Below are 19,967 nucleotides of genomic sequence, written 5' to 3' on the forward strand. Positions count from 1 at the left end.
CTCCTCGTCATCGGTCTGTGCGTGAGGATGACCCGATGGGATGGCGCGGCGCCGAGTCGATCCCGATGAGCGGAAGTCAGGGCAGGAAGCGCAGCCTGCCTGCCCGCGCGAACTCCTCGCGCAGCGCGGTCTTGTCGGCTTCGCTCATCAGGACGTACGACGGTGCGCCGCGCCCTTCCCAGCGGTACACCGGGTCGGAGGTCCGCCAGCCCTCGACCTGGATGGCCTTCTTCTGGAGCTTGTTGGAGCCCGTGGTGGGAAGCGCGTGAGCGGCCCGCACGAAGCGCGGAGCGCCCTTCGTGCCCAGGTCGGCCTGCTCCGCGAGGAAGGACGGCAGGTCCAGCGCCTCGAAGGAGCCCCCCACCGGGATCTCGATCGCGGCCATCACCTGGTCGCCGGAGCGCGGGTCCGCGACGGCGAACACGCACGCCGCCACGATCGCCGGGTGGCGACGCAGGATGCGTTCGGTCAGCAGGGCCGACGTGTTCTCGCCGTCGACCCGGATCCAGTCACCGGAGCGGCCTGCGAAATAGATATAGCCGTCCGCGTCGCGGTAGCCGAGGTCCCCGGTCCAGTACCAGCCGTGGCGCACCCGCTCGGCATCCGCCTCAGGGTTCTTCCAGTAGCCCTCGAACTTGGCGGCGCCGTGGAGGTCGACGAGCTCGCCGATCGCGCTCTCGGCGTTCAGCACGCGCCCATGGCGGTCGAGCACGGCAGGCGGGCAGACCTCGCGGGTCTGGGGGTCGACGACGCGGACGCCGTCGTGGGCCGCCCGCCCCAGCGCACCGACCGGTCCGTCCGGGGCCAGCGCGATCATCCCGGCGCCCTCGCTCGACCCGTAGGCCTCGTGGAGCTTCGCACCGAAGCGCCGCGCGAACTCCGCCTGGTCCTCGGGCGATGCCTCGGTGCCGAAGCCGTGGGTCAGCGTGCAGCCCGCGTCGTCGGCCGACTCGGGAGCAAGCAGGATGTAGCCGATCGCCTTGCCCACATAGGTGAAGTAGGTCGCGCCGAACCGCCGGACGTCCTCGAGGAAGCGGGACGCCGAGAATTTCGGGGTGAGCGCGACACAGGCACCCGCGACCAGCGACGGCGCCCACAGCCCCATCAAGGCGTTGCCGTGGAACAGAGGCATGCAGCAGTAAGAGACGTCGTGCTGCCGCACGTCGTACTTCGCGGAGTTCATCTGGCCCAGCGCGGCGAGGCGCCCCTGGCTGCAGCGGGCTGCCTTGGAGGCACCCGTGGTGCCGGACGTGAAGAGCAACAACAGCTGGGTGGTCGCGTCGATCGACGGGTCGCGGGTCGGCTCGCACGCGTGCTTGGCCACCAGGGCGGCGTACGACGGGTCATCGATCAACAGGGTTCGGTCGGGGGGCACTCCGATGTCGAGACCATCGAGCAGGGCCAGGCCCGCGGAGTCCGTGATCAGCAGCTGGAGCTCGGTGTCGCGCACCTCCTGCTCGAGGTAGGAACCGGTGCGCGTGGAGTTGATGCCGACGATCGACGCCCCGGCCAGGGCCGCCCCTCCGAGCCAGAGGACGAACTCCGGGACGTTGTCCAGCAGGACGCCGATGTGGAACGGGCCGTCGACCCGCATCGCACGCGCCAGCTCGGCACGGGCCGCGCCTTCACGAACCACCTCGTCCCAGGTCAAGGTGGCGTCGTGGCTGAGCAGGCCGGGTCGGTGGTCCCCCACCCGATCGAGGAGTAGGTCGGCGATGGTGTCGGTCACGACGCCCCCTCGCAGGCTCGGTGACGCCGCTCGCGGACGCGCTGTATCAATGGGTTCGCTCGCAGGCTCGATCACGAGGCGTAGCCCTCCGGCTTGCCCCAGCTCGCGGAGCGGGTGGTGCCGCGGTCGACCAGCACACAGCGGGTGCCGGTGAAGTTCGTGGGCATGCACTTGTTGCAGTGGATGCACAGGGAGGGCGTGGCAGCGTCCTTCTGGATCCGGTTGACGAGGTCCGGTTCCCGGAGCAGGGCGCGGGCCATGGCGACGAACTCGAAGCCCTCCCTCATCGCGAGGTCCATCACCGGTTTGTCGGTGATGCCGCCGAGCAGGATCATCGGCAGCTTCACCGCCGCCCGGATCTGCCGCGCGTGCTCGAGCAGGTAGGCGTCGGTGTAGGGATAGCTCTTGAGCTTCTTCTTGCCGACCAGCTTGATGCCCAGCTTGATCGGCTGGGGCATCACGTCGGCGAACTCCTTCAGTGGGGCATCGCCCTTGAAGAGGTACATCGGGTTCAGCAGGGAGGAGCCCGCGGTCATCTCGATCGCGTCGAGCGTCCCGTCTGCCTCGAGCCACTGGACGACCGGGATCGCCTCGTCCAGCCAGAAGCCGCCGGGAACTCCGTCGTCCATGTTCATCTTGACCACGATCGCGATCCGGTCGCCCACGGCGTCGCGCACGGCGCGCATGATCTCGCGGGAGAAGCGCGCCCGGTTCTCCAGGCTGCCGCCGTAGGCATCCGTACGATGGTTGATCTTCGGCGACAGGAACGACGACGCCAGATAGTTGTGGCCGAGGTGCACCTCGACGGCGTCGAAGCCCGCATCGATCGCGCGGAGGGCCGCGTCCGCGTGTGCCCGCGTGATCCGGTCCAGGTCGACGACGGTCGCCTCCCGCGCCCAGCTCAGCGACGTGGCGTGGAAATGCCGCGTCGGGGAGAGCGCGGGGAGGCCGTTGGCCTTCGGGCTGGCCACGGGCCCGCCGTGACCGATCTGGGCCGAGACCGCCGCTCCCTGGGCGTGCACCGCCTCGGTCAACCTGCGGAGGCCGGGCATCGCCTCGTCGGTCCAGAGGATCTGGTGCCGGTCGGTCCGGCCCTCGCGCGCCACCGCGCAGTAGGCGACCGTGGTCATGCCGACGCCGCCCGCGGCGTACCCGACGTGGAAGTCGATCAGGTCCTGGGTGACCCGGGCCTTGTGGCTGAGCCCTTCGTACGTCGCCGCCTTGATGATGCGGTTGCGCAGCATGACGGGCCCGAGTTTCGCGGGAGCCAGTACGTCGGGTGCGGAGAAGGTCATGCCCTCACGCTAGGCAGCGCGGGCCCGAAGCACCGGTGGAGTCCCGGTCAGCGGAAGCGCTTCAGACAGCGACATTGTGGCAGGCCACCTGGTGACCTCGCCCGACGGCGCGGAGCAGGGGCTCCTCGGCCGCACAGCGGTCCGTCGCCAGGGGGCATCGCGTGCGGAACCGGCACCCGGAGGGAGGGTCGAGCGGGGACGGAAGCTCGGTGGCCACTCGCTCCACCATGGCGTCGCCGACATGGCTGCTCTGGTGGTGGGCCTCGGGCAGCGAGGACAGCAGCAGCCGCGTGTAGGGGTGGACGGCGCGCAGGTGCAGGTCCTCGGAGGGGATGACCTCGCACGATTTGCCGAGATACATCACCATGACCCGGTCGCTGATGTTCTTGACCACGGCGACGTCGTGGGCGATGAAGACCAGGCTCAGGTCGTAGCGCTCCTTGGTCGCCTCAAGCAGGTTGAGGATCTGGGCCTGCACCGACACGTCGAGGCTGGCGACCGGTTCGTCGCAGATCAGGACGTCCGGGTCCATCATCAGCGCACGCGCGATGCAGACCCGCTGGGCCTGGCCACCGGACAGCTCGTGCGGGCGGCGGTCGCGGACGGTCTCGGGATCGAGGCCGACGGCCCGCAGCACCTCGTCGATCTTGGTGTCCTTGTCGGGACCGTCGTACCCCCAGATGGCGTGGCTCTCGAAGACGAGGTCCTTGACCTTGCGTCGCGGGTTCAGCGACGAGATCGGGTCCTGCATGATGATCTGCATCCTCGCGCGGGCCCTGCGCAACTCCCTGGCCTTGAGACCGGTGAGCTCCCGGCCCCCAAGACGGACGCTGCCGGAGTCAGGGGCGGGCAGCTGGATCAGGGCGCGGCCGATCGTGGACTTGCCGCACCCCGACTCACCGAGGATGCCGAGGGTCTCCCCCGGCGCGACCGTGAGGCTCACGCCGGAGACGGCGTGCACCTTCTGCCCGCGACCGACGGGGAACTCGACGACGAGGTCGGTGGCCTCCAGGGCGGGAGTCGTCATGCCGACACCTCCTGTGCGTAACGAGCGATCAACGGGAAGTGACAGGCGACCTCGTCGACCAGCTCGGGGCTCTCGGCCCTGCACCGGTCCTGGGCGAAGCGGCAGCGTGGCGCGAATCGACATCCGGCAGGCGGGTGCAGCATGTTGGGCGGCTGCCCCTCGATGGCAGGCAACAGGCTGTGTGTTGCCGCGTCCAGCCGCGGGATCGACTCGATGAGGGCGCCGCTGTACGGGTGTCGTGGATGGGCGAAGACCTGCCCGGTGTCGCCGGACTCGACCACGCGCCCCGCGTACATCACCGCGACCCGGTCCGTCCGGCCCGACACCGTGCCGAGGTCGTGACTGATCAGGATGGTCGCCATCCGGAGGCGCTCGGACAACGACTGCAGCAGGTCGAGGATCTGCTTCTGGACGGTCACGTCGAGGGCCGTCGTCGGCTCGTCGGCGATCAGCAGCTTCGGGGCGCAGGCCAGGGCCATCGCGATCACGACCCGCTGACGCATGCCACCGGACAGCTCGTGGGGGTACTGGCCCGCGCGCCGCTCGGGCTCGGGAATGCCGACCTGCTTGAGCAGCTCGACGGCCTTGGCGCGGGCGGCGCCCCGGGACAGCCCGAGGTGGAAACGGAGGCTCTCGGCGAGGTGGGTGCCGACCTTCTTGACCGGGTTGAGCGACGTCATCGGGTCCTGGAACACCATGGCGATCTTCGTACCCCAGAGCGCACGGCGGCCCCCCGGGTCAAGACCATGGATGTCGATCCCGTCGACGCGGACCGCACCGGTGACCGAAGTCGACGGTCCGTTCGTGATCAGCCCCATGGCGGTCCGGCCGAGGACGGACTTCCCCGAGCCGGACTCGCCCACGATGCCGAGGGTCTCGCCTGCGTCGAGGGTCAGCGAGACACCGTCGACGGCCTGCACGAGCCCTCGCGGGGTCAGGAAGCGGGTGCGCAGGTCTTCGATCTCGAGCAGGGGTGGGGTCAAAGCTTCACGCTCCTGGGGTCCCAGCGACGGCGGGCCTTTTCACCCACGAGGTTGAAGGCGAAGACGGTGAGGAACAGGAACGTGCCCGGCACGAGCACGATGTGGGGGTACTCCTCGAAGACGTTGCCTTCGCCCTCCGCGATCATGTTGCCCCACGTGGGCTCGGGCGGTTCGATGCCGAGTCCGAGGAAGCTCAGCGATGCCTCGGCGACGATCAGGATCGAGATCATCACGATCGCCAGCGACAGGATCGGCGGCAGCACGTTCGGCAGCAGCTCGCGGAGCAGGATCCGACCGCGGGTGGCACCCAGAGCACGCGCCGCGACCACGAACTCCCGCGGCGCATAGACAATCGTGGTCGCCCGCGCGAGGCGCACCATGCTCGGAATCGTCAACAGGGACAGGGCGAAGGCGATGTTGCGAATCTTCGGCTCCAGCACCGTGGCCAGCGCGATCAGCAGGATCAGCGGCGGCACGGCGAGCAGCGAGTTGGTGACGATGCCGATCACTCGGTCGACCGACTTCTGGAAATAGCCCGCGACCATCCCGATGGCGCCGCCGATTACGGTGCCGATCACCACGGCCGTCATGGCGATCAACAACGACGAGCGGGCGCCGTACACCGAGCGGGCGAGCAGGTCCAGGCCGAACAGGTTCGTCCCGAGCGGGTTCGCGGAGAATGGGTCTGGCGCGGCGTTGAGGGGCTGGTCCAGGGAGTTGGCGACGTCGACGTGCTCGCCGAGCGGCAGCCACGGCGCGGCCGCCACGGCGACGCCGAGCAGCACCAGCCAGGTCACGGAGAACCAGAACGAGAAGTCGAAGTTCCTGCCGAACAGCTGCTTGCCCAGCGCCGACCCACCAACCACGAAGAGGCCGATGCCGACTCCCGCGACGGCGAGCCGGACCGGCGTCACGAAGTAGTCCGGGGACGCCGACAGCAGGATCAGCACGAGGGAGCCAAGGCACCCTACGGCGCTCAGGGCGAGCGCCTTAGGGGACCGCGGGCGCTCTAGCGGCACGGTCTCAGACATGGGCCTTACGCGTCCTTGGGTCGAGGTAGCCGTAGGAGAGGTCGATGGCGGCGTTGATCAGCACGTAGATCACGGCGATCACCAGCACGGCGCCTTGGACCATCGGAAAGTCGCCCTGGTTCGCCGCGTTCACGACCAGCGAGCCCATGCCCGGCAGCGAGAAGAGGTACTCGACGATCACGGTGCTGCCGATCAGCCGTCCCAGGCTGAGGCCCATCAGGGTCACCAGCGAGAAGGATGACGGCCGGAGGGCATCGGCGAAGAGGATCCGCAGCGGCGGCATGCCCTTCGCCCGCGCCGCGAGGATGTAGTCCTCACGGAGCGTGGCGATCAAGTCGCCGCGCAGCACCCTGGTGAACATCGCCAACTCGACGAGTGCCACGGTGAGCGCGGGGAGGAACGCGTGGTGCAGGTTGCCGAGGATGTCCCCGTCGCCGAGCCGGACCCACTCCGATCGCGGGAACCAGTGCAGCGTGTTGACGAAGACCATGATCAGCAGGAGCCCGGCCAGGAAACCAGGGACGGAGAGCACCGCGAAGGTGCCCGCGCTGATCATCCGGTCGAGCTTTCCGCCCTCGTGGTACGCCGACCACATCGCCAGCGGCACCGCCACCAGCAACGAGATCAGCAGCCCGAGGACCGCGATCTCGGCACTCACGGGGAGCGCTGAGACCACGCGGTCCATCACGTCGGACTGGGGCGGCACCATCGACTGGCCGAGGTCGCCGCTGAAGGCGCCCCCGAGCCAGTCGAGGTACCGGACGAAGAACGGGTCGTTGAGCCCGAGCTCGGTGCGCAGGTCGTCGTAGGCCGAGGCGGGGTGCCCCTCACCGAGGATCGCCACGGCCGGGTCTCCCGGCAGCAGTGCCACCAGGGCGAAGACCCCGAGGCTCACGATGAGGAGCACCACCACCATCTCGCAGGCCCGCACGGCCAGCCGTCTGGTCACCGGGATCTCCCGTGCATGCTCCGGCGTTCACGCCGGGCAGGAATCGGGAGCGGGAGACCCACCCGGACCCGCGCGTGTCGTGGCCAGCCGGGTCTCATCCGTGTCTCCCAGTTTTGTCGGTGGTGGTCGTTAGGTTGATCGGCATGTCCCGTTTCCGCCTTCAGCCGACGCCCGCACAGGAGCGGGTGTTCCTGGAGCACTGCGGGCACGCTCGGTTCGTGTGGAACCTCGCGGTGGAACAGCACGCCCACTGGCGGCCGGGTCGCAGGGCGGCGCCGGGATTCGTCGAGCAGGCTCGCCAGTTGACGCAGGCGCGGGCGGCGAACCCGTGGCTGGCGGCCGGGTCGGTGATCGTGCAGCAGCAGGCGTTGAGGGATTTCGCCCAGGCGGTGGCGAACTTCTTCGGTCGGACCCACCGGCGGCCCACCTGGCGCCTGCGCGGGCGGAGTGAAGGCTTCCGGATCGTGGCGGTCAAGCCGGGCGATGTGCGCCGGGTGTCCCGCAAGGTCGGCGAGGTTCGAGTGCCCAAGGTTGGTTGGGTGCGGTTCCGCTGGTCTCGCGTGATCGCCAGCGGTGTGAAGTCGTACCGCATCACCCGCGACCGGGCGGGGCGTTGGCACGTGGCGTTCGCCGTGGTGCCCGAGCCCATCGCCGGACCGGGCACGGGTTCGGTGGTGGGGGTGGATCGTGGTGTCACGGTCTCGGCGGCCCTGTCCACCGGGGAGTTGTTGTCCGTGGCCACGTTGCGCGGACCAGAGAAGGCCCGGTTGCTGCGGCTGCAACGCAAGCTCGCCCGAGCAAAACGCGGCTCCACTCGGCGCGGCAAGGTCAAGGTAGCGATCGCGAAGCTCAAGGCCCGCGAAACCGACCGCCGTAAGGACTGGGTGGAGAAGACCAGCACCCGCCTCGCCCGGACCTTCGACGTGATCGCGGTCGAGAACCTCAAGATCACCAACATGACCCGGTCGGCGAAGGGCACGATCGACGCCCCCGGCCGTGGCGTGCGGCAGAAGGCAGGCCTCAACCGCGGGATCCTCGCCAACGGGTGGGGGCAGTTGGTGACCCGATTGGAGCACAAGGCTGCGGGGCGGGTAGTAGAGGTTGATCCGCGATTCACGAGTCAGCGTTGCTCGACGTGCGGGATCGTGGATCGGGAGGCGCGCGAGAGCCAAGCCGCCTACCGGTGCCGGTCCTGCGGTTTCGCCTGCAACGCCGATGTGAACGCGGCCCTGAACATTCGATCCGCGGCAGGGCATGCCGTGACTGCACGGGGAGGCCCGCCATTGGGTGAGCCTATGAACCGTGAACCTCAACGCGACCTCCTCCTCGTGCGGTAGTTGCCTGTTGGAATCCCCCGGCTTCAGCCGGGGGAGGATGTCAATGGCGCTTCCACGCTTCACCCAGGAGCATCATCTGCTCCGAGGTGGAGACCAGACCGTGGACGTTGTCCTGCCAGGGGATGAAGGTGGCGTTGGCACCGACGATCACCGACGGGACAGTGTCGTTCCAGATGGTGACGATCTTGTCCAGCGCGGCCTGCGTGGCCTCGTCGGTGCCTGCCGCCTGCAGCGCGGCCAGCGCCGCGTCCATGTCCGGGTTGGCGTAGCCGATGGCATTGGCGCGCGAGGTCGACGCGTAGTTGCCCTGCAGACGCTGGTACGGGTCGCTCTCCGAGACGCTGGTGGCCCCTCGGGCCAGGTCGTAGTCGCGGTCGACGTAGATCTTCTTGATCTGGTCGGCGATCGAGGCCACGCCTTCGATGTCGACCGTGAAGCCAACGCCCTCGAGCAGTGCCTTGGTGGCCACGCTCTCAGCCCGGGAGGTGGGGTCGGTGCCGTCCATGTAACTGATCTTGCCGTCGAAACCGTTGGCCTTGGCCTCTTCGACCAGCTTCTTGGCTTCACCCGCGTTGATCGCGAGAGGCTTGACCTTGGAGGACCAGCGGGACTCCGCCGGGAAGAGATCGGAGCCGGGAAGGCCCTTGCCCTCGTAGGCCCGCTGGAAGTTGACCGCAGGGTCGAGCGCAAGCGCGATAGCCTTGCGAACCCGCAGGTCGCTGCCCGGGCGCCCGGCGGCGTTGTTGATCTGGACGACATTGCCGAAGTTGGTCAGCTGGAGCTCGCCCGGGTGCTTCTCCGAGACCGCTTTGTCGACGGTCACGGGGTTGCGCAGGTAGGCGACGTCGGCGCTCTTGTCGTTCAGGGCAGCGAGCTTGGCGTCGTCGCTCAGGGGCCAGATGAACCGAACCGCGTCGAGGTAGGGCTCGCCCTTCCAATAGGACTTATTCGCCTTGAGGATCATCTGCTCGGCGGGCGCGTACTTGTCCAGGGTGAACGGCCCTGCGCCGATCGGCTTGAACTCCGCACCGGCGTACGCCGCCGGAGCCAGGATCATGCCCGCACCTTGGGCCAGCATCGACGGGAACTTCGCCCAGGCCGAGTTCATCGTGAAGACGACGGTCGAGGCATCGGTCGCCTCCATCTTCTTCAGGTTCGGCGCGAGCAGCGCGGTGTCCGAGCCGCGGTTCTTCATGTAGTAGTTGATGCTAGCGACCACGGCTCCGGCATCGAGCGACGTACCGTCGCTGAAGGTCACGCCGTCGCGGAGCTTCAGGGTCCACGTCGTGAACGCGGCGTCGCTCTCGAGCGACTTGGCGAGCCACGGCTCGTGTTTACCGGACTCGGAGTCGTAGCGCATCAGGACGTCGTAGACGGCGGCGAGTGCGTCACCACCCGACGCCCCGGTGGCGTAGGTCAGCGTGGGGTTGAGGCTGCGTGCCTCGGCGTAGTCGGCGAACGTCAGCGTTCCGCCGCGGACCGGCGCACCGGCGTCGGACTGGCCGCCGACGAGCCCGAACTCGTAGCGGCCGCGCTCGGCGGTCTGCTGGCCCGCGTTGTCGCCGGACGTCGACGCGCAGGCGGAGGCCAGCGCCGCACAGGCGACGGCCGCGATCGCGAGGCGAGAACCACCTAATGCAACTCGCTTCATATAGTTTCCTCCAAGTTCATGGGCGCGGGGTGGAGAAGCCATCGGGGCCGCGCCTGTCATCGCGGAAACTACGGACGCCGCGGGGCGCGGAAAGTGATGGGTCCCACTCACTGGGAGGTCCTCACCGGGATCCTTCGCGCAGCGGAATCCGAGGTTCGCCGAGGTGGATCGAGAGCGCGCCGAGACCCCGGAAAAGCTCCTCACCTGGCGTGACCACGCCGCGACAGGATTCACTCATCCGAAGAACGCCTGGCCGCCGTCCAGGGGAATCGTCGCGCCGGTCAGGTAGCCGAGGTCAGGTCCGACCAACGCCACCACGGCCCGACCGATGTCGGCCTCCGGGTCGCCGATCCGCCGCATGGGGATGCTCGCGACGAACGCCGCCGCCTCCTCCGGCCGGGCCTTCGCCCAGCCCTCGAGGCCGGGCGACATCGCGTGCGGTGCTATCGAGTTCGCGCGGATCCCGTCCGGCGCCCACTCGACGGCGACGGTTCGGGTCAGCGATCGCAGCGCACTCTTGGCGGCCGCGTACGCGCCATACGTCGTGGGGTCCCAGCGCACCATCGCGGAGGTGACCAGGTTGACGATCGACCCGCCGCCCCTGAGGTGTGGATGGCACGCCTTCATCAGGGCGAACGCCGCGAACGGCGCCGCGTCGAAACCCTTGCGGAAGTCGTCGTCGCTCATGTCCAGCAGCGGCCCGTATGCCCCGGCGTAAGCGTTGTTGACCAGGATGTCGAGACGACCGAACTCCGCGACCACCGCGTCGGCCATGGCCGGGAGCGCCGGAGTGTCGGTGACGTCGCAGGGGAAAGGTTCGGCCCTCACCCCGCGTGCGCGCAGGAGGTCGCATGTCGACTCCAGCTTCGACAGGGTCCGGCCGACCACGGCCACATCGACATCCTCGGCGGCCAGCGCCAGCGCGATGCCCTCGCCGACACCTTGACCGGCACCCGTCACCAACGCGACCTTGCCCTGCAACGCACCCATCCGACACTCCTCCAGCTAGTGGTCGCCCCATGATCGGAGGGGAGAGGCGTAGCGGGCTCGCTCGGTCCCGGTCAGCGGAAGTCGTCCACTACCGGCGCACACTTGAGGCGAGAGTGGGGCCGAGAATCGACCCAGGAGGATCAGCCAATGACGACGCATGCCGACTCTCGCGCGATGGCACGGGCCGTGGTGGAGAAGCTCACCGGTCCCGGCGGACCGTTCGAACTGGCGAAGCAGGAGGTCCTCGGAACGAGCCTGCCGGTGTTCACCCATCGCCGCCGCGCCCTGCACGAGCTGCTGGCCGAGTCCGTGCGGCACGGCGACCGCGACTACATCGTCACCGCGGACTCCAGGTTGACCTTCCGGGAGCACGCGGCTCAGGTGGCGTCGCTTGCCCGCACACTGCGTGAGGAGTACGGCGTGGGGCCGGGCGACCGGGTCGCCATCGCGGCGGCCAACTCGCCGGAGTGGATCGTCACGTTCTGGGCGACGGTCTCGATCGGTGCGATCGCGGTCGGCTACAACGCCTGGTGGTCCACCCGCGAGCTGGCCTACGGCCTCGAGCACACCACCCCGACCCTGGTCGTCGCCGACGCCAAGCGCGCCGCCCAGCTCCAGGACAGCGACGTGCGGGTCCTCACGATCGAGGGCGACATCCCTCGTCTCGCCGCGCGGCACGCGGCCGAGCCGCTCCCGACTTGCGACGTCGCGGAGGACGACCCGGCGGTCATCCTCTACACCTCCGGTACGTCGGGCCGCCCCAAGGGAGCCACCCACTCCCACCGGAACCTGCTGTCCGTCGCCGAGTACCACCGGATGAACGACGCGCTCGCCGCCGCCTTCGGTGACCCGACCGACCCCCGCGACCGCACCTACCTGCTCGCGCTCCCGCTCTTCCACATCGCGAGCCTGCACAACCTGGCCGTCCCGCGGCTGGCCAACGGCAGCAAGATCGCCCTGCACCATGGCGCGTTCGACGTCGACCGTGTGCTGCGCCTGATCCAGGACGAGCGGGTCACCAACTGGGGCGCGATCCCGACGATGGCCAACCGGCTCTTGGCCCACGGCGACCTCTCGTCGTACGACCTGTCGTCGTTGACCGCGTTCTCGCTGGCCTCGGCCCCGTCCTCCCCCGCCTTCCAGGAACGGCTTCGCAAGTCACTGACGTTCGCGACCGGCGCCCTGGTCGACAGCTACGGCCTCACCGAGTCCTGTACGGCGATCTCCGTGGCCACCACCGCCGACCTCAACGAGGACCCCGGCACGCTGGGATACCCGATCGTGGGCGTCCAACTGGAGATCCGCGACGTGATGGGGCGCCCCGTCCCGGACGGCGTCGAGGGCGAGATCTGCGTGCGTAGCGCGTACACGATGCTCGGCTACTGGAACGATCCCGCCGCGACCGCCGACGCGATCGGCGCGGACCGCTGGCTGCACACGGGGGACATCGGGCTCGTCCGCGAGGGCCGGGTCCGGCTCACCAGCAGGCGCTCCGACCTGATCATCCGCGGTGGCGAGAACGTCTACCCGGCCGAGGTCGAGGCCGCGCTCGCCGAGCACCCGCTGGTCACCGAGTGCGTCGTGCTCGGCGTGCCCCACGAGGACCTCGGCCAGGAGGTCGCCGCGGTCATCGTCACCGACGCGGCACTGAACGCCGAGGAGCTCTGTGCCTTCGCGGGCGAGCGACTCGGCCACTTCAAGGTGCCGACGCACTGGACCTTCACCGACCGCCCGCTCCCACGCAACGCCACCGGCAAGGTGGTCCGGCGGGACGTCACCGTTTGAGTCCGAGCAGGTCGCCCCGCTCCCGGGTCAATGGGGGCGGGGTAGGTGCTTGTTGACGAAGAGGCCGTCGGCGGAGACGCAGACCTCGCCGCCCGCGGAGATGGTGCCGACCGTGCGGATCTTCCGGCCGTCGACGGACTCCTGGCGGGCGCTCACGGTCAGCTCCTCGAAGAGCGGCGTGGGCCGGTGGTAGCGCAGGGTCAGGGTGCCGGTCATCCCCGACTCCCCGGCCCAGTGGTTCGCGACGCCGAGCGTGTGGTCGAGGATCAACGCCGAGATGCCGCCGTGCACACATCCTGGCGGGCCCTGGTAGGCCAGGCCGAGGGTTACCCGGCCCTCGATCGAGCCGTCGTCCTGGCCGGTCAGGTGCAGCGGAGGAGCGATAGCGTTCTCTGGGCCGGTCACCGGGTCGTGCCGCGTCACGCCCTCGCCCGCCCACATGTCGACCATCCGCTCGTGCACGCTCGGGGCGTGGTCCTCGAGGTGGTCGGCGACGGCGTTGAGCTGGTCGGCCACCGCGCTCATCTCGGCCGCGCTGTTGTCTCCGGCGTGCAGCAGCGTCTCGATGACGCGGCGGGCAGCGGCCACGGCCGCGTCGACGCCCTTGTTTCTCGGAGTGGCGGTGAGTTCAAGCGTCATGGGGTGACCTCCGCGCAGGCGTGGCTGAGCACGGGCGCGTCCTCGCGCTCGGGACAGGTGGCGACAAAGGTGAGCAGGTCACCGTCGCGCCAGACCGACGTACGGATCATCTCACCGGGGAACAACGTGCCGGCGAACCGCACGGACAGGCTGGTCAGGCGCGTGGCGTCGCCGTCGAGCACGCCATCGACGAGGGCCTTCGCCACGACGCCGTAGGTCGCCAGGCCGTGCAGGATCGGGCGGTCGAAGCCGACCCGCTTGGCGAAGGCCGGGTCCGCGTGCAGCGGGTTGAGGTCGCCGTTGAGCCGGTAGAGCAGCGCTTGTCCTGCGGTCGTCGGAGCGTCGAGCACGTGGTCGGGTTGACGCCCCGGAACAGTCCCGTCCGGTTCCGGTCCGGGCTCGCCGCCGAAGCCCCCCGCGCCGCGGGCCCAGATCTGCGTCCGGCTGGTCCAGAGCGGGCCCGCGGCGTCCGCGGCCACGCTCTCGAGGACCAGCACGGCCGCCTTGCCCTTGTCCCAGACGTCGGCGATGCGCGATTCCACAGTCGCGTCCCCCCTGGCGGGCAACGGCCGGTGCACCGTCAGCGACTGGCCCGCGTGCAGGATCGTGGCGAGGTCGATTCCGAGGGCGGACAGGTCCAGGCTCGGGGCGACGTCGTCGCCTGCCGAGACGCCCTGCCCGGCCACCATCGCGAACGTCGGCAGCACCTGCAGCCCGCGCTCGTAGGCGTAGCTCAGGTCCTCGGGCCCGGCGCCGAGCGACAGCTGGTAGAGGAGCACGTCGCGTCGCGTCCAGCTGATCTCGCGCCGCGAGGGCTCCATGGCGAGGAACCTGCCAGGATCAATCACGGGGCAACCCCAGGATCCGCTCGCCGATGATGTTGAGCTGAACATCCGTGGTGCCACCCGCGATGGACAGGCAGCGGCTGTTGAGGAACCACCAGGTGGCGGACTTCTCCCTGGGGTCGGCGACCAGCGCCGACGGGCCCTGCCATTGCATGCAGGTCTCCCAGACCTGCTGGATGTTCTCCACGCCGACCAGCTTCGCGATGCTGGACTCGGCGCCGGGCTGCCTGCCCGCCAGGGATCGAATCGTCCGACGCAGGCCGAGCAGCCCCGCGGACTGGGCATCGCAGAGGATCTGCCCGAGCAGCGCGAGCTGCGCCGAGTCGGTCGGGTCGACGAGGCTCAACAGCCGCTCGCCCGAGCCGATCGCGGAGTCGTGCGAGAGCGCCACCCGCTCGTTGGCGAGCGTCGTCCGCGCCAGCTTCCAGCCGTCACCAGGTTCGGCGACCAGCATCTCGTCGGGGATGAACACGTCGTCGAGGAAGACCTCGTTGAACAGTGCCTCGCCGGTCAGCTCGCGCAGCGGCCGGACGTCGATTCCGGGAGTGCTCATGTCGAGCACGAAATAGGAGATGCCCTTGTGCTTGGGGACCTCGGCATCGGTCCGCGCCAGCAGCACGCCGTAGTGCGCGTCGAGGGCCATCGAGGTCCAGACCTTCTGGCCGTTGACCTTCCAGCCACCCTCGATCTTCTCGGCCCGGGTGGCGAGGCCTGCCAGGTCGGAGCCCGCCCCGGGTTCGCTGAAGAGCTGGCACCAGCCGATCGTGCCGTCGAGGCTGCCGGGTAGGAGCCGCTCCCGCTGCTCTGGGTCGCCGTGCTCGATGAGCGTGGGCACGACCCAGTTCCCGATGACCATGTCGACCGGGGCGAGTCCTGCCGCGTCCAGTTCCTCGGCGATAACCAGCTGGGTCACCGCGTCGGCATCCTTGCCCCAGGGCGACGGCAGGTGCGGTGCGGTGTAGCCGTGCTCGGCGAGCCACGCCTGGGGCGCGGGAGCGGCGGCGGCAGCGGCGAGCTCGGTGCGGATGGCGGCGCGGATCCGGTCCGCCTCCGGTGGCAGGTCCACGGCGAGGGTGCGTCGTACGCCGTCAAGGCTGAGCCGCGCGACGCGCTGGTGCCAGACGGTCGTCGATCCCAGCAGGAGCCGCAGCATGTGCGCGCGGCGGAGATAGAGGCTCGCGTCGTGCTCCCACGTGAAGCCGATGCCACCCAGCGTGTTGATGAGGTCCTTGGCGGTGCTGAAGCCTGCCTCGATCGAGATGGCCGCGGCGACCGCCGCGGTCAGGGACGCCTCTGGGGCGCGGTGGTCCCACGCGCGCGCGGCGTCCCAGGCGCAGGCTGCCGCCTGCTCGGTGCGGGCCAGCATCCGGGCGCAACGGTGCTTGACGCCCTGGAACCGCCCGATGGGGCGGCCGAACTGCTCACGCACCTTCGCGTAGTCGGCCGCCGTGCTCGTGTTCCGATCCGCGAGCCCGGTCGCTTCGGCGGCGAACAGCACGGCCGCGAGGTCGAAGGGCAGCTGGGTGTCGAGGTTCAGGGCGGTCACGTGACCGGCGACCTCCACCGAGGCCAGCCGGCGAGTCAGGTCATGGCTGTCGAGCGGGGTGACCACCACGGACTCCCGGTCCGCCAGTACCCAGCCTCCCTCGACCGGCAGCACGAACAGGTCGGCCACCTGGCCCCCGAGCACCGGGCTCCCGACGCCGAACCCGACGGCCGCTGTCGTCGTACCGTCGGCCAGGCCCGACAGGTGCTCACGGTGGCCTGCCGCGGCCAGGACGGCACTGGCCAGCACCGTCGGCAGGAAGGGACCCGGTGTCATGGCTCGGCCGAGCTCCTCGACCACGACCGCCAGCTCGAGGAGGCCTGCTCCGGAGCCACCGTCTTCCTCGGGCAGGTGCAGACCGAGCAGGCCCTGGTCGGCGAGGGCGGCCCAGAACGGCGGGCGCTCCTCGGTCTTGGCGTTGACGGCGTCGCGTACGACGGTCTCGCTCACGTGGCGGGTCGCGAATGCCCGCACCGAGTCGCGCAGGTCGATGTGTTCCTGTTCCAGTCCGAGGGTCATGTCAGATCCGCTCGATGATCGTGGCGGTCGCGTGCGCACCGCCCGCACACATGGTCACGAGTGCGGTGGAGGAGTCAGTGCGCTCGAGTTCGTTCAGGGCCTGGGTGATCAGCCGCGCGCCGGTCGAGCCGACCGCGTGGCCCATGGCGATGGCGCCGCCGTTCACATTGACCTTGTCCATGTCGGCGTCGTGCACCCGCGCCCAGCTGAGCACAACCGACGCGAACGCCTCGTTGATCTCGACCAAGTCGATGTCGCCGAGCTTCATGCTTGCCTGGGCGAGCACATGCGTGGTCGCGTCGACGGGACCGTCGAGGTGGAAGTACGGGTCCGAGCCCACCAGTCCGCTGGCCACGATCCGGGCGCGTGGGGTGAGGCCCTCTGCCGCGGCACGCTCTCGGCTCATCAGGAGCACCGCGGCCGCACCGTCGCTGATCTGCGACGAGTTGCCCGCGGTGTGAATGCCGTCGGGCATCACGGGCCTGAGACCCGCGAGGGCCGCGGCGGTCGTTTCCCGCAGGCCCTGGTCCCGGGTGACGTCACCGACCGCGATGATCTGGGAGTCGAAGCGGCCATCGGCCCAGGCCCGTGCGGCGTTCTGCTGCGAGCGCGCGCCCAGGTCGTCGGCCATCTCGCGGGTGATGCCTCGCTTCACCGCGATCCGCTCGGCGGCGGTGAACTGGTCCGGCAGGTCCACCGACCACGAGTCGGGGATCGGCATGCCGCCGCCTGCCAGCGCCGAGCCGAGCGGCACGCGACTCATCGCCTCGACGCCACAGGCGATCCCGACGTCGATGGCGCCCGTGGCGATCAACCCGGCGACCAGGTGCACCGCCTGCTGGGAGGACCCGCAGGCGCAGTCGATCGACGTACACGCCGTGGTCCAGGGCAGGCCCGCGTGCAGCCAGGCGTTGCGAGTGACGTTGTTGGACTGCTCCCCCGCCTGGGTCACGCAACCGCCGACGACCTGGCCGACGATCGCGGGATCGAGCCCGGACCGGTCGAGCAGGCCCTTCTGTGCCAGGCCGAGCAGCTCAGCGGGATGCAGGTGGGACAACACGCCGTTGCGGCGCCCGACTGGGGTGCGCGCGGCGTCGACGATGACAGCTTCGGGATTCACTCCGGCAGGCTCGCATCGGCGACACCGCCACCGCGGGCCAAGTCCCACTCAGCGGGGTAACGCACGCTCCACCGGCACCCGCGCTTCTACCTTCGGCGCCATGAGTACAACGAACCTCGCCGGAAAGACCGCCATCGTCACGGGGGCGGGCTCCGGCCTCGGCCGCGCTGAGGCCCTCGCCCTCGCCCTCGCGGGCGCCAACGTGGTGGTCAACGACATCGGCGACGCCGCCGACACCGTGGTCGCCGAGATCCGTGCCCTCGGCCCCGGCGCCGTCGCGGTCAAGGGCGATGTGGGGGACTGGTCCCTGTCCGACGAGATGGTCGCGGCCGCCGTCGATACCTTCGGCTCCCTCGACATCGTCGTGAACAACGCGGGCGTCCTGCGCGACACGATGATCTTCAACCTCACCGAGCAGGCTTGGGACGACGTGATCCGCGTCCACCTCAAGGGACATGCCTCGCTGTCCCGTGCCGCCGCGGTGCACTGGCGCTCGGCGAGCAAAGCCGCGGGCGGCCCGGTCTACGGTCGCCTGATCAACACCTCCTCCGAGGCATTCCTCTTCGGCTCGGCCGGGCAGCCCAACTACGCCGCGGCCAAGGCGGGCATCACCGCGCTGACGCTGTCGGCGGGCCAGGGCTTGAGCAGGTACGGCGTCACCGCCAACGTGATCTGCCCGCGGGCGCGCACCAGCATGACCGCTCACGTCTTCGCCGAAGACCCTCGCCAGGACCAGCTCGACATCCTGGCTCCCGAGCGCGTCGGCACCTTCGTGTCCTACCTCGCCTCGCCCGCCGCCGCGGACGTCAACTGCCAGGTCTTCGTTGTGTACGGCGACATGGTGGCGCTGATGGACTCCCCCAAGGTCGAGCAGAAGTTCTCGGCCGCGGACGGCGCATTCACCGTCGAGGAGTTCGACGCCCGTGTGTCGCCGTACTTCGTGGGGCGTTCGCCGTGGCGGAACTACGCGGCGTACAGCGTCGCCGAACTGGACACCACCGGCATCGAGAACATCGCGAACTGAACCCCGCGATTCAGCGGAGAACAGCCTCGGCGCCGCCGTCGACGTAGACGACCTGGCCGGTGATGTGGCTGTTCTCCGGGGACACCAGGAAGGCCAGCACCCGGGCGACGTCCTCTGGCCGCAGATAGCCGTTGAGCGGCATCGGCACGGCGGCGTCCATCACCTGCTTCATCGCGGGGTCGGCGATGAGCGCGGCGGTCATCGGGGTGAGGACGACGCCAGGGGCGACCACGTTGAGCGGGATCCCGGCGTTGGCCCACCCGTCCTCGACCGACGTACGCCGCGCCCACCGCGCCAGCGCCGACTTGGACGAGGGGTAGAGCTGCCGGGCCCGTCCGTCGGCGATCGCGACCGCGGCGGCGGCCAGGGCGGCGGACTCGTCGCCCGCCAGGCAGGCGGCGACCACGGCGTCGTCCGCCCGCTGGGTCGCCGAGATCGAGCCGACCACCGCAACCCGGGGTGCCGACGACTTCGCGAGCGCGGGCTGGAGGGCGGACACGAACTCGGTCGTGCCGAAGTAGTTGACCTTCACCATCAGCTCACCCGGCACGGACGTCCCGGCACAGGTGACGACGCCGTCGAGCACGCCGTCCGCGGCCGCGGTCACCGCCTCGGCCGCTGCGACGCGCCCCGACGGAGTCGCCAGGTCAGCGACCACTTCGGCGTCGCGCAGGTCGACCCCGACGACGCGAATCCCCTGCTCGCGCAGGAGACTCGTCAACGCCGCGCCAATCCCGGAGGCCGAGCCGGTGACGGCGATGGTGCGTTCAGACATGTGATCCTCCGTCGACGCGGATCTCCGCGCCGGTGACATAGGCGGCGTCGGGCGACGCGGCGAAGGCGATGACTCCGGCGATCTGCTCCGGGTCGGCGGCGCCCATCAACGAACGAATCCGGGCGTAATAACTCATGTCGAGGTCGCTCGGGATGCCGCCGATGAGCGGCGTCGCGACGGTGCCGGGCGAGACCGGGACGACCCGGATGCCGCGGTGCACGACCTCGGCCGCGAGGGCCAGGGAGAAGGCGAGCAGGGCGCCCTTCGACGCGGAGTACGCCGTCATGTACGGGTTGCCATGAGCCGCCGACGACGACGTGACGTTGACGATCACGCCGGTGCCGTCCGGCAGGTGGCGCAGCGCCTCGCGGCAGAAGAGCGCGGGCCCCACCGTGTTGACCTCGAACAGGCGGGTCAGGTCCGCCACGGAGAGGGTGTCGATCGGGGTGGTGCGGTGGATGCCCGCGACGTTGACCAGGACGTCGAGTCCGCCGAGCTGACCCACCGCCGCCGCGACCGTGTCGACGACATCGGCCTCCGAGCTGACGTCGGCCACCCGGGTGCGCACTCCGTGACCGGTCAGCGAAGCAAGGCCGTCGGCGTCGAGGTCGACGGCGAGGACCGCGGCGCCCTCAGCGGCCAGTCGCAGCACCGTGGCCCGGCCGATGCCGGAGGCACCACCGGTGACCAGGACCCTGGTTCCGTCGAAGCGGTTCATGTCG

The 19,967-nt window shown here is 69.8% G+C and carries 17 protein-coding genes; 3 read left to right on the plus strand and 14 right to left on the minus strand.

The annotated features are described in order from the left end of the window. Positions 1-76: 76 nt before the first annotated feature. From BN1701_RS12965 to BN1701_RS12990, 6 genes are all read right to left on the minus strand, one after another. Positions 77-1,729, minus strand: coding sequence for an AMP-binding protein (locus tag BN1701_RS12965; RefSeq protein ID WP_054048660.1), 1,653 nt, complete (start codon positions 1,727-1,729; stop codon positions 77-79). Between the two features lie 71 nt (positions 1,730-1,800). After that, a complete protein-coding gene (locus tag BN1701_RS12970) occupies positions 1,801-3,024 on the minus strand; it encodes an NADH:flavin oxidoreductase (protein ID WP_054048662.1) in 1,224 nt (407 codons plus the stop codon). A gap of 61 nt (positions 3,025-3,085) precedes the next feature. Beyond that, entirely contained in the window at positions 3,086-4,051 is a 966-nt protein-coding gene (locus BN1701_RS12975; RefSeq protein ID WP_054048664.1) for an oligopeptide/dipeptide ABC transporter ATP-binding protein, read from the minus strand. Beyond that, the gene (locus BN1701_RS12980) at positions 4,048-5,034 is read right to left on the minus strand and encodes an ABC transporter ATP-binding protein (RefSeq protein ID WP_054048666.1); all 987 of its coding nucleotides are present in this window, start codon (positions 5,032-5,034) and stop codon (positions 4,048-4,050) included. The genes BN1701_RS12975 and BN1701_RS12980 overlap by 4 nt, the downstream gene beginning before the upstream one ends. After that, positions 5,031-6,065, minus strand: a complete 1,035-nt coding sequence (locus tag BN1701_RS12985; protein WP_054048668.1) for an ABC transporter permease — start codon at positions 6,063-6,065, stop codon at positions 5,031-5,033. Before BN1701_RS12985 ends, BN1701_RS12980 begins: the two co-directional genes overlap by 4 nt. After that, complete coding sequence (locus BN1701_RS12990) at positions 6,058-7,014, minus strand: ABC transporter permease (RefSeq protein ID WP_231949586.1); 957 nt, start codon at positions 7,012-7,014, stop codon at positions 6,058-6,060. The genes BN1701_RS12985 and BN1701_RS12990 overlap by 8 nt, the downstream gene beginning before the upstream one ends. A 143-nt stretch (positions 7,015-7,157) precedes the next feature. On the opposite strand from BN1701_RS12990, the gene BN1701_RS12995 reads away from it, so the two are divergent. Next, positions 7,158-8,351, plus strand: a complete 1,194-nt coding sequence (locus BN1701_RS12995; protein ID WP_054055824.1) for an RNA-guided endonuclease TnpB family protein — start codon at positions 7,158-7,160, stop codon at positions 8,349-8,351. Positions 8,352-8,391: 40 nt separating this feature from the next. Here BN1701_RS12995 and BN1701_RS13000 read toward each other — a convergent pair whose 3' ends face one another. Together BN1701_RS13000 and BN1701_RS13005 are read right to left on the minus strand one after the other, a co-directional pair. Beyond that, on the minus strand, positions 8,392-10,002 hold the full coding sequence (locus BN1701_RS13000; protein WP_054048670.1) for an ABC transporter substrate-binding protein: 1,611 nt from the start codon (positions 10,000-10,002) through the stop codon (positions 8,392-8,394). Between the two features lie 234 nt (positions 10,003-10,236). Next, entirely contained in the window at positions 10,237-10,992 is a 756-nt protein-coding gene (locus tag BN1701_RS13005; RefSeq protein WP_054048672.1) for an SDR family NAD(P)-dependent oxidoreductase, read from the minus strand. 147 nt (positions 10,993-11,139) lie between these two features. On the opposite strand from BN1701_RS13005, the gene BN1701_RS13010 reads away from it, so the two are divergent. Next, on the plus strand, positions 11,140-12,777 hold the full coding sequence (locus BN1701_RS13010; RefSeq protein WP_054048674.1) for a class I adenylate-forming enzyme family protein: 1,638 nt from the start codon (positions 11,140-11,142) through the stop codon (positions 12,775-12,777). Between the two features lie 27 nt (positions 12,778-12,804). On the opposite strand, the gene BN1701_RS13015 is transcribed toward BN1701_RS13010, so the two are convergent. Genes BN1701_RS13015 through BN1701_RS13030 form a run of 4 tightly spaced genes read right to left on the minus strand, consistent with a single transcriptional unit; the run spans position 12,805 to position 17,446 of the window. Next, positions 12,805-13,416, minus strand: coding sequence for a PaaI family thioesterase (locus tag BN1701_RS13015; protein ID WP_054048676.1), 612 nt, complete (start codon positions 13,414-13,416; stop codon positions 12,805-12,807). Continuing rightward, a complete protein-coding gene (locus tag BN1701_RS13020) occupies positions 13,413-14,237 on the minus strand; it encodes a MaoC/PaaZ C-terminal domain-containing protein (RefSeq protein ID WP_054048678.1) in 825 nt (274 codons plus the stop codon). Before BN1701_RS13020 ends, BN1701_RS13015 begins: the two co-directional genes overlap by 4 nt. A 19-nt stretch (positions 14,238-14,256) precedes the next feature. Then, complete coding sequence (locus tag BN1701_RS13025) at positions 14,257-16,326, minus strand: acyl-CoA dehydrogenase (RefSeq protein WP_054048680.1); 2,070 nt, start codon at positions 16,324-16,326, stop codon at positions 14,257-14,259. A gap of 1 nt (position 16,327) precedes the next feature. Then, positions 16,328-17,446 carry a steroid 3-ketoacyl-CoA thiolase gene (locus BN1701_RS13030; protein WP_054048682.1) on the minus strand — a complete coding sequence of 373 codons (1,119 nt, stop codon included), beginning with the start codon at positions 17,444-17,446 and terminating at the stop codon, positions 16,328-16,330. 100 nt (positions 17,447-17,546) lie between these two features. Here BN1701_RS13030 and BN1701_RS13035 point away from each other — a divergent pair, with 100 nt between their 5' ends. Next, positions 17,547-18,470 (plus strand): 3-oxoacyl-ACP reductase, encoded by a 924-nt coding sequence (locus tag BN1701_RS13035; RefSeq protein WP_054048684.1) that lies wholly within the window; start codon positions 17,547-17,549, stop codon positions 18,468-18,470. A gap of 10 nt (positions 18,471-18,480) precedes the next feature. On the opposite strand, the gene BN1701_RS13040 is transcribed toward BN1701_RS13035, so the two are convergent. Next, positions 18,481-19,245 carry an SDR family oxidoreductase gene (locus tag BN1701_RS13040; protein ID WP_054048685.1) on the minus strand — a complete coding sequence of 255 codons (765 nt, stop codon included), beginning with the start codon at positions 19,243-19,245 and terminating at the stop codon, positions 18,481-18,483. Beyond that, positions 19,238-19,963: an SDR family NAD(P)-dependent oxidoreductase gene (locus tag BN1701_RS13045; protein WP_054048687.1), complete on the minus strand. Its 726-nt coding sequence runs from the start codon at positions 19,961-19,963 to the stop codon at positions 19,238-19,240. Before BN1701_RS13045 ends, BN1701_RS13040 begins: the two co-directional genes overlap by 8 nt. Between the last annotated feature and the right edge of the window lie 4 nt (positions 19,964-19,967).

Source organism: Alloactinosynnema sp. L-07 (assembly GCF_900070365.1).
GTDB lineage: Bacteria > Actinomycetota > Actinomycetes > Mycobacteriales > Pseudonocardiaceae > Actinokineospora.

Bases quoted from the DNA above. Each gene is read 5' to 3' on its own strand.
- BN1701_RS12970 (WP_054048662.1), bottom strand. From the start codon at position 3,024: ATGACCTTCTCCGCACCCGACGTACTGGCTCCCGCGAAACTCGGGCCC.
- BN1701_RS12975 (WP_054048664.1), bottom strand. From the start codon at position 4,051: ATGACGACTCCCGCCCTGGAGGCCACCGACCTCGTCGTCGAGTTCCCC.
- BN1701_RS12985 (WP_054048668.1), bottom strand. From the start codon at position 6,065: ATGTCTGAGACCGTGCCGCTAGAGCGCCCGCGGTCCCCTAAGGCGCTC.
- BN1701_RS12995 (WP_054055824.1), top strand. From the start codon at position 7,158: ATGTCCCGTTTCCGCCTTCAGCCGACGCCCGCACAGGAGCGGGTGTTC.
- BN1701_RS13000 (WP_054048670.1), bottom strand. From the start codon at position 10,002: ATGAAGCGAGTTGCATTAGGTGGTTCTCGCCTCGCGATCGCGGCCGTC.
- BN1701_RS13005 (WP_054048672.1), bottom strand. From the start codon at position 10,992: ATGGGTGCGTTGCAGGGCAAGGTCGCGTTGGTGACGGGTGCCGGTCAA.
- BN1701_RS13010 (WP_054048674.1), top strand. From the start codon at position 11,140: ATGACGACGCATGCCGACTCTCGCGCGATGGCACGGGCCGTGGTGGAG.
- BN1701_RS13015 (WP_054048676.1), bottom strand. From the start codon at position 13,416: ATGACGCTTGAACTCACCGCCACTCCGAGAAACAAGGGCGTCGACGCG.
- BN1701_RS13020 (WP_054048678.1), bottom strand. From the start codon at position 14,237: ATGGAGCCCTCGCGGCGCGAGATCAGCTGGACGCGACGCGACGTGCTC.
- BN1701_RS13025 (WP_054048680.1), bottom strand. From the start codon at position 16,326: ATGACCCTCGGACTGGAACAGGAACACATCGACCTGCGCGACTCGGTG.
- BN1701_RS13035 (WP_054048684.1), top strand. From the start codon at position 17,547: ATGAGTACAACGAACCTCGCCGGAAAGACCGCCATCGTCACGGGGGCG.
- BN1701_RS13040 (WP_054048685.1), bottom strand. From the start codon at position 19,245: ATGTCTGAACGCACCATCGCCGTCACCGGCTCGGCCTCCGGGATTGGC.
- BN1701_RS13045 (WP_054048687.1), bottom strand. From the start codon at position 19,963: ATGAACCGCTTCGACGGAACCAGGGTCCTGGTCACCGGTGGTGCCTCC.